This is a genomic window from Xanthomonas sp. SHU 308 (genome assembly GCF_000364645.1).
GTDB lineage: Bacteria > Pseudomonadota > Gammaproteobacteria > Xanthomonadales > Xanthomonadaceae > Xanthomonas_A > Xanthomonas_A sontii.
The window spans coordinates 1-6,521 of the sequence record NZ_AQOK01000491.1 but is presented as its reverse complement, the minus strand read 5'-3'; the positions used below and the strand labels follow the sequence as shown (position 1 = coordinate 6,521).

Here is a 6,521-nt window from a genome sequence, read left to right as displayed (position 1 = left end):
CTGCCCCGGCCGCCGCTTCTTCGCCCTGGCGCAGCCGCCGCGTGCGCGCAGCGCTGCCGGTCGAACGCGCGCCGCGGGCGAGGACGGCCAGGCCGCGCGCGCCAACGATCATGTCGGCTCCGATCCGCGCATGCTGCACAACCTGGACAATGCGCTGAAGCTGGCCAAGCACCGCGTGTCGATCCTGCTGTGCGGCGCCACCGGCACCGGCAAGGAAGAGTTCGCCAAGGCGGTGCACCGCAGCTCGCCCTGGGCAGACCGCCCGTTCGTGGCAGTGAACTGTGCGGCGATCCCGGAAGCGCTGATCGAGAGCGAGCTGTTCGGCTATGCGCGCGGCGCCTTCACCGATGCCGCGCGCGAAGGACGCCACGGCAAGCTGTTGCAGGCCAGCGGCGGCACTCTGTTCCTGGACGAGATCGGCGACATGCCGCTGCCGCTGCAGACGCGCCTGCTACGGGTGCTGGAGGAACAGAGCGTGACCCCGCTGGGCAGCGACCGCGCGGTGCCGCTGGAACTGCACGTGATCAGCGCCAGCCACCGCGACCTGGCGCAGATGGTCGGCAGCGGCGGCTTCCGCGAGGACCTGTACTACCGCCTCAACGGCGTGGTGCTGCACCTGCCGCCGCTGCGCGAGCGCAGCGACAAGGCCGAACTGATCCGCACCCTGCTGCGCGAGGAGAGCGGCGAGCAGACGGTGCGCATCAGCGAGGACGCCCTGCACAAGCTGCTCAGCTATGCCTGGCCCGGCAACCTGCGGCAGCTGCGCAACGTGCTGCGTACCGCGGCGGTGCTGTGCGCCGATGGCGTCATCCGCATCCCCAACCTGCCGCAGGAAATCGTCGATGCCGACAGCGGCCCATGCCTGCTCGGCGACGATGCGCATGCCGGCGACGGCATGCCCGGCCGCGTCGCCCTGGACAGTGCCGAGCGCAGCGTGCTGCAGCAGCAGCTCGAGCGTCACCGCTGGAACGTCAGCCGCACCGCCGATGCGCTGGGCATCAGCCGCAACACCTTGTATCGCAAGCTGCGCAAGCACGGGTTGGCGACGGCTTGAGTGGCGGCGACATCGCGATTCAATGGAGTTGCTGCGCGTCGCGAATGAAGCCTCGCCTGTCGCGTCCTGCCATTCGGTAGCGGCGTGAGTGCTGTGGGGTATTGGCGTCCCAACCGTTGAGGCCGCTGGAGGATGCCGGGCTTCGATGTCGCGGCTGAAGCAGCTCCCACGACATCCGTTTTTACGACAACGGCTTGCGGGTCGCTGAGATCGCACACTGTGGAAGGGACTTCAGTCCCGACTGCGGACGGAGCCGGATAGGTTCCGTCCGAGGTCGCGGCTGAGCCGCTCCTGCAGGAAGCCCTGCGCCGATGAGCAGGCGCGGACCCAGGCAGGAGCGGCGTCAGCCGCGCCAGTCGCCCGCGCCGACTGGCGTGCAGCCGTCTTGGACACGGCGGATGGCACGCGCCGAGCGGTGCCACCACACGAACCGCAAACCGCCCGCTAGAAACGCCAGCGCAAACCGACCTGGTATTGCCGCAGTGCGCCGGGGGCGACGAAGCGCGAGGGGCCGTCCTCGACCGCAGCGTCCTGCGGGCGCGCCAGGGCGCCGCCCGGGAACAGGTCCTCGGCGATCGCCGCATACGTCTCGTAGCGGCGGTCGAACACGTTGTTGACCCGCAGGTACAACGACAGGCCTTCGGCCAGTTCCCAGGTGCCGTGCAGGTCGAGCAAGGCGTAGCCGCCGGTGGACAGGTCGTGGCGCGCCGGCGCCTCGCCTTCCTCGGGGTCTTCGACCAGGCCGTCCTCGTTGCCGCTGGCCACGCGCCGCGACACCGCGCGCAAGTCGGCCCCCAGCGTCAGCTGCGCCAGCGCCTGCCAGTCCACGCCCAGCTTCAGCGTGTTGCGCGGCAGGCCGGCGATGCGCGTACCCGGCCGCAAGGTCACCGTGCGCTCGCCGGAGAGCAGTTCGCCTGCGCTGCGGTAGGTGGCGTCCAGGTAGCTGTAGCCGGCGAACCAGCGCAGCGCGCCGTGGCTGCCGCGGTAGCTGAGGTCGGCGCCCTGATAGCGGGTGCGGTCGACGTTGTCGAAATAGCCCTGCTGGGAATTGGGTGCGCGCAGGAACAGGATGTCGTCGCGGTTGTCGGCGCGGTACAGCGAGGCGTTCAGCGCCTGCGCCGGCGTCGGGTTCCAGCGCAGGCCGAGCTCGTAGGTGCGCGAGACGATCTGCTCCAGGCGCGGGTCGGCCTGCAGCCCGGTCGGCAACCGGCACGGCTGTTCCGGGTCGGCGCAGCCGAGTTCGATCGCGGTCGGCGCGCGGCTGTTCTGCGAGGCCGAGGCGAACGCGGTGAAGCCGTCGCCCAGGCGCTGGGTGATGCCCAGCGAGGGATTGGCCTTGGCGAACACGAAGCGCTCGCGCGGCTGCACGCCGTCGTCGGCGGTGGACAGGGTGTTGGCGACGGCGACGCGGTTCCAGCGCAGCGCGGCATTGAGGTGGGTGGCCTCGCTCAGCTCCCAGGTATCGGCGGCGAACAGGCCCAGGGTACTGCTGCGCCCGTCGACGCCGGAGAAGAACTCCCGATCCTCGTCCGGATCGGCGACCACCGAGCGATCGTCCTGCACGAACGCCTCCTGCTCGTACTGCCGGTAGCGCACGCGGTTGCGGTCGTAGGTGGCGCCGATGCTCAGCGCGTGCGCGCCGGCCTGGTGGCTGAGGTTCAGTGCCACGCCCTCGGCGTGCTGGCGCATCTGCGTGGTGTTGAGCACGCCGCTGTGCAGCGCGTCGGCATCGGCGCGCGACACCGTGCAGCCGGCGTCCAGCGGCGTGCCGTCGGCGGCGTAGCCGTCGGCGCAATCGTCGACGAATTCCTCGTAGTCGTCGTTGATGTCGCCGTTGACGGTGTCGCGCCGCCCCTGGCGGTAGTAGGCGAGCAGGTGCAATGCGGTGCGCTCGTCGAAGCGATGGTCGAACTGTCCGGTGAGCAGCGTGTTGCGGTTGCGGGTCAGGTCCGGCGAGGTGTAGACCGCAGCGCGGTCGGCTTCGTACAGCCCCGGCTCGGTGCCCTCGTCGGTGTAGCGGTAGCTCGGCAGCAGGCCATTGCCGACCAGGCGGCTGCGCCCGTGCAGCAGCGACACGTCCCAGTCGGTGCTGTCGCCCTGCCGGCCGAACTTGCCGAACACGGTGCCCAGGCGGCCGGCGGAGGCGTCGCGCCAGCCGTTCTCGTCGAAGCCGGTGACCGCGACGAAGGCATGCAGGCCGTCGCGGCCGGCGTAGCCGTAGGACGCATCCAGGCGCTTGCGCGCGCCGCTGCCCACCGACAGGTCGGCGCGCAGGCCAGGCGCGGTCAGGCCGGACTGGGTGGTGAAGGCCAGCGCGCCACCCAGCGTGTTGGGACCGAAAAGCGGGTTGGAACCCGGCATCAGCGCCACGCTGCGGATCGCCGCCTCCGGCATCATGTCCCAGCTGACGATGTCGGCGAACGGCTCGTTCATGCGCACACCGTCCAGGTACACCGACACGCCCTGCGAGGCGCCCGGCAAGGCCGAGGCACGGAAACCGCGGAAGGTCAGGTCGGTCTGGAACGGGCTGCCCTGCACCTCATTGGTGTCCACGCCGTTCATTTCGCGCAGCAGGAAGTCGGTGAGGTTGCCGGCCTGGCTGCGCGCGATGTCGTCGGCATTGGCGGTCTGCACCGTGTACGGCAGCAGGTCGGCATCGATGAGCGTGCCGGGAATCGGTGTGGCGGTGACCTCGACCCGGTCCAGCGCGGTGATCTGCGCATCGTCGGCGTTGACCGTGGTCTGCGCGCGCGCCGGTGCGGCGAGCACGCCGATGGCAGTGGCGACGGCCAGGGCGAGCAGACTCGCCGACGGGGTGCTGCGTCCTGGGGTATGGGGCATGCCGGTTCCTTGAGGTTCAGTAGAGAACGATCGATTTGATGCCGCGGCCGGCGCGCATCGCCTCGAAGCCGCGGTTGATGTGGTCCAGCGGCAGGGTTTCGCTGATCAGTTCGTCGATGCGGATCTCCCCGGCCAGGTAGCGCTCGGCATAGGCTGGCAGTTCGCTGCGGCCCTTGACCCCGCCGAAGGCGCTGCCGCGCCAGGCGCGGCCGGTGACCAGTTGCAGCGGCCGCGTGCTGATCTCCTGCGCGCTCGGTGCCACGCCGAGGATGATGCTTTCGCCCCAGCCCTTGTGGCAGCACTCCAGCGCCGCGCGCATCGCGCGCACGTCGCCGACGCAGGCGAAACTGTGGTCGGCGCCGCCGTCGGTGAGGTCGACGATGACCTGCTGCACCGGCGCGCCGAAATCCTTCGGGTCCAGGCAATCGGTGGCGCCCAGCGCGCGCGCCAGCGGGAACTTGTCGCGGTTGATGTCGACCACGATGATGCGTTCGGCCTGCGCCATCACCGCGCCCTGCACCACCGACAGGCCGATGCCGCCCAGCCCGAACACGGCCACGCTCTCGCCCGGACGCACCCGCGCAGTGTTGAGCACCGCGCCGATGCCGGTGGTGACCGTGCAGCCGAGCAGGCAGGCCTTGTCCAGCGGCGCGGCCGGATGGATCCTGGCCACCGCGATCTCCGGCAACACGGTGTATTCGGCGAAGGTGCTGGTGCCCATGTAGTGCAGCAGCGGGCGCCCGTGCAGCGAGAAGCGACTGCTGCCATCGGGCATCAGCCCGCGGTCCTGGCTGCTGCGGATCGCCTGGCACAGGTTGGTGCGGTTGGAACGGCAGTACTTGCACACGCCGCATTCGGGCATGTACAGCGGGATCACGTGATCGCCCGGGCGCACGCTGGTGACGCCGACGCCGACCTCTTCGACCACGCCGGCGCCTTCCTGGCCCAGGATCACCGGGAATGCCGCATCGGCATCGGCACCGGACAGGGCGATGTCGTCGCCGTGGCAGATGCCGCTGGCGACCATGCGCACCAGCACTTCGCCGGCCTTGGGCGGCTGCAGATCCACCTCTTCGATGGCCAGCGGCTGGTTCGCCGCCCAGGCGACCGCGGCTCGCGTCTTCATTCCGGCTCTCCCCGCCTCCCGTCGCGGCGCCCGAGAGCGCCGCTCGCCTCACCTCACTGCGCCACGATCACACCCCATGGCATCTCGCCCACCGCGATCTGCTTGATCTCCTTCATCGCCGCCGTGTCGATGACACTGACGCTGTCGGAACGGCCATTGGCCACGTACAGCTTCTTGCCGTCCGGGCTCAGCGCCGGGTTCCAGGGCCGCTGCCCCACCGGGATCTCCGCCAACGCACGGCGCGCGGCCGGATCGATCACGCTGACCGTGCCGGCGCCATTGGACGCGTACACGCGGCTGCCGTCGCGGGCGATGGCGATGCCGGCGGTACGCCGCCCGGCCGGAATGCTGGCCACGCGCGTGCGCGCCGCCAGGTCGATCACGTCGACCACATTGGCCGCTTCCTGCGCCACATAGACCGTCTTGCCGTCGGGCGCGAACGCCATGCCGCGCGGATGCCCGCTGGTGGCGATGACGCCGGTGGACGCGCCGGCCTTCAGGTCGATCACGTCCAAGTCGTTGGAGCCTTCGTTGCTGGTCAGCAGCAGCGCGCCATCCGGCGTGTAGACGCAGTGTTCCGGCGCCTGCCCGCGAGTGGCGATGTGCGCGCCGATGGTGAAGCTGGCCGGGTCGATCAGCATCACCTGGTTCTGCCCCTCCACGCACACCGCCAGTTGGCGGCCATCCGGCGACGCGGCCACGCCTTCGGCGTTCTCGCCGATGTCGACGCTGCGCAGCACCCGGTCCTGCACGGTATCCAGGTCCAGCAGGCGATGGCCCTGCGCATCGATGACGTACAGATGCCCGGGCGGACCCGGCACCACCTGCTGCAGGCGCTTGCCGAGCTGGCCCTGCGCCGACAGCGTCCGCACCACGCGGTCGCTGCCGGTGTCGATCACCGAGATGGTGCCGCTGCGCTGGTTCGGGACGTAGGCCAGCGCCGCGGCAGCGGCCGTCGGTGCCGGCGCAGCCTTCGCGGCGTCGGCCCCTGCGGCTGGCGCAGGGGCACGCTGGCAGGCCGCGGCGCATAGCGACAGCGCGACGACCGCGGCCAGTCGCAACGCATTCCTCATTGCGTGGCGCCCGCGGTCTTGTTGATGGAGTGGATGAAGGCCAGCAGCTTCTCGGTGTCGCCCGGCTTGAGCACCGGACCGAACGGCGGCATCTGCCCGACCACCTTCTCGTGGCCGATGCGGGTCTTGCCATGCGCGGCCATGCCGGCGGTGCCTTCGGTGATCAGCGTACGCAAGGTGTCGTCGTCGCTACCGTAGACCCAGATGTCGTTGGTCAGCGGCGGGCACATGCCGCCACCACCGGTGCCGCCGTGGCAGGCGGTGCAGCCGGCGGAGTTGAACAGCGCCTTGCCTTCGGCGACCAGCTCCGGGGTGACCTTGACCGGCGGTCCCTTCGGAATCGGCGTCACCGCCGCAGCGGGGGCCGGTGCGGCGGCAGGAGCGGCGGCGGGCGCGGTCGCCGCCGGCGCAGAGGCCGGTGCAGGCG

General features: G+C 70.6%; 5 protein-coding genes. 1 reads left to right on the top strand and 4 read right to left on the bottom strand.

What is annotated here, in order from left to right:
• On the top strand, positions 1-1,054 hold a 1,054-nt coding region (locus D588_RS0114855), incomplete at its 5' end, for a sigma-54 dependent transcriptional regulator (protein ID WP_017916547.1).
• Between the two features lie 444 nt (positions 1,055-1,498).
• Here the strand turns inward: D588_RS0114855 and D588_RS0114850 are convergent.
• The 4 genes from D588_RS0114850 to D588_RS0114835 form a co-directional block, all read right to left on the bottom strand.
• Complete coding sequence (locus tag D588_RS0114850; RefSeq protein WP_017916546.1) at positions 1,499-3,895, bottom strand: TonB-dependent receptor; 2,397 nt, start codon at positions 3,893-3,895, stop codon at positions 1,499-1,501.
• 16 nt (positions 3,896-3,911) lie between these two features.
• Positions 3,912-5,021 (bottom strand): S-(hydroxymethyl)glutathione dehydrogenase/class III alcohol dehydrogenase, encoded by a 1,110-nt coding sequence (locus D588_RS0114845; protein ID WP_017916545.1) that lies wholly within the window; start codon positions 5,019-5,021, stop codon positions 3,912-3,914.
• Positions 5,022-5,074: 53 nt separating this feature from the next.
• On the bottom strand, positions 5,075-6,094 hold the full coding sequence (locus tag D588_RS0114840; protein ID WP_017916544.1) for a beta-propeller fold lactonase family protein: 1,020 nt from the start codon (positions 6,092-6,094) through the stop codon (positions 5,075-5,077).
• Positions 6,091-6,521 (bottom strand): c-type cytochrome (locus D588_RS0114835; protein ID WP_026143736.1); only part of this gene is annotated, 431 nt, incomplete at its 5' end. The genes D588_RS0114840 and D588_RS0114835, both read right to left, overlap by 4 nt.